This window comes from Streptomyces sp. NPDC054847, assembly GCF_053610925.1.
The window spans coordinates 1-2,106 of sequence record NZ_JBSGZJ010000710.1 but is presented as its reverse complement, the minus strand read 5'-3'; the positions used below and the strand labels follow the sequence as shown (position 1 = coordinate 2,106).

Annotated in this window: 3 protein-coding genes; 1 reads left to right on the top strand and 2 read right to left on the bottom strand. The window is 71.9% G+C overall.

Features of this window, described 5'->3' with window-relative positions; all coding sequences use genetic code 11:
• Both ACWGH4_RS34520 and ACWGH4_RS34515 read right to left on the bottom strand, forming a co-directional pair.
• On the bottom strand, positions 1 to 111 hold a 111-nt coding region (locus tag ACWGH4_RS34520; RefSeq protein WP_453467788.1), incomplete at its 3' end, for an NAD(P)H-binding protein.
• A 3-nt stretch (positions 112 to 114) separates the two neighbouring features.
• Positions 115 to 549: an ester cyclase gene (locus tag ACWGH4_RS34515; RefSeq protein ID WP_005321817.1), complete on the bottom strand. Its 435-nt coding sequence runs from the start codon at positions 547 to 549 to the stop codon at positions 115 to 117.
• A gap of 194 nt (positions 550 to 743) precedes the next feature.
• On the opposite strand from ACWGH4_RS34515, the gene ACWGH4_RS34510 reads away from it, so the two are divergent.
• Complete coding sequence (locus ACWGH4_RS34510; RefSeq protein ID WP_453467786.1) at positions 744 to 1,607, top strand: class I SAM-dependent methyltransferase; 864 nt, start codon at positions 744 to 746, stop codon at positions 1,605 to 1,607.
• Positions 1,608 to 2,106 lie beyond the last annotated feature (499 nt).

The window sequence follows — 2,106 nt, the reverse complement described above, 5'->3', positions numbered from 1 at the left end:
GTTGGCCTCCTCGGGGGTACGGCTCAGGGCCCGCACCCGGTGGCCCGCCGCGGCGAGCTGCGTAGCGGCCTCACGGCCCACCTTGCCGGTCGCTCCGGTGACGAGAATCATGACTCAGTCCCTCCAGCCGTTCGGCTCCGGCCACGGCGACCCGAGCTGCCGGTAGGTGCCCTGGTAGTCCGGCCAGTCACGGTGGTCACGGATCTTGCCGTCGACCAGACGGATCAGATGGATCTGCTCCCCGGAGAAACGGCGCCCGGTCGGCGCCATGCCCACCAGGTTGCCGACATGACGGCCGTACAGGACCAGGTTGGCGCGCACCCAGTCGCCACGCTCCTCGATGAGGACCTCCTCGAGGTACGCCTCCTCCGAGAAGGTCATCTTCAGCCACTTCACGGCCATCGCGAACGAGTCCGGACCCCGCAGGTCCATGTGCTCCATCGTCGCCGGATTCAGATAATCCGGGTGGATGAATTCCGCGACGTCATCGGTCTTTCCCGTGTTGTACGCCTCCACCATGCGGCGCACCGCCGCTATATGACTGCTCATCGCATTCCCTTTCGCCGGGCGCCCAGCAGAAATTCAGGACACTGGCCGACATTGTGCGGTGGCCGAAGAGGCCGGGCAAGCGGCGAATTGCCGCCGTCGACCGGCTCTCGATGGGCCCTCCACCACCACCCGGCCGGAAAGCCGCAGCATTCACCCTGAACAGATCCATGCCGCCACCACCCCCGGAGCTGACCGTGGACACCGCGACCACCTACAAGACGAAAGTCACCGCCGCCTTCAACAAGGCCGCTGCGGCCTACGACCGGCTCGGGGTCGAGTTCTTCACCCCCATGGGCCGCCGGCTCGTCGAGCACGCCCGCCCGCAGCCCGGACAGCGGCTCCTCGACGTCGGCTGCGGCCTGGGCGCCACCCTGCTGCCCGCCGCCGCCCAGGTCGGCCCCACCGGCCACGCGCTGGGCATCGACATCGCCGAGGCCATGATCGAACAGGCCGGCCAGGAGGCGCGGCGCCAGGGCATCGACAACGTCGAACTGCGGGTCATGGACGGCGAACACCCCGACCTGCCCGCCCGGTCCTTCGACCTCGTCATGGGCAGCTACAGCGTCATCTTCCTCCCCGACGCCCGCGCCGCCCTCGCCCGCTACGCCGGCCTGCTGCGCGACGGCGGCCGGATCGCCTTCACCAGCCCCGTCTTCCGCAAGGACGACTTCCCCTTCCTGCCGCCGCTGTTCAGCCGCTGGATCCCCATGTCGCTGCTCCAGCACCTGCCGCCCGCCTGGCACCCCGAGCAGCTGCGGCGCCAGCTGCACTCCTGGCTCGAGGACCCCGCCGACCTCGAAGCCGCCCTGCGGCAGGCCGGATTCACCGACACCGTCATCACCGACGAGGTGGTCGAGATGACCGCCGCGAGCGGCGAGGACTGGGTCGAGTGGTCCCACACGCAGGGCATGCGGCTGCTGTGGCAGCACCTGCCCGCCGACGAGGCCGCCGCCCTGCGCGCCCGCCTGACCGGCGAACTCGACGCCCTGCGCGACACCGACGGCCTCATCCGCATCGACGTCCCGGTCCGCTACGTCACCGCCACCGTCGCCCGCTGACCCCCCCCCGCGGCCCTGCCGGCAACGCAGCCCGCAGGGCTGCTCGGCAGGGCGGCGGTTGGCCCGCACGCCGGTGGTCCGCCCGCCCTTCGATGGTCCGCCCGCCCCGGTGGCGGACCGAGCGCACGTTGGCGGTTCGTCCGCGCCCTGGGGGTTCGCCCGGGTGGGCGGCGGGCCGAGCGACGTTGGTGGTCCGGGCGCATGGCGGTGGAACGAAACGCACGTCGGTGGTCCGCCGTGCCGGCGGTCGTCTGCGCGCACGTTGGCGGTTCGTTCCCGCCCCTGGGGTTCGCCCGCGAGGGCGGCGGGCCGAGCGACGTTGGTGGTCCGGGCGCATGGCGGTGGAACGAAACGCACGTCGGTGGTCCGCCGTACCGGCGGTGGTCTGCCCGCACGTTGGCCGTTCGCCCGCGCACCTGGCAGCCTGCCCGCGCCAGCGGCGGTCTGCCCGCACGGGCGGTGGACCGAACGCACGTCGGCGGTGTGTCCGCACCCGTGG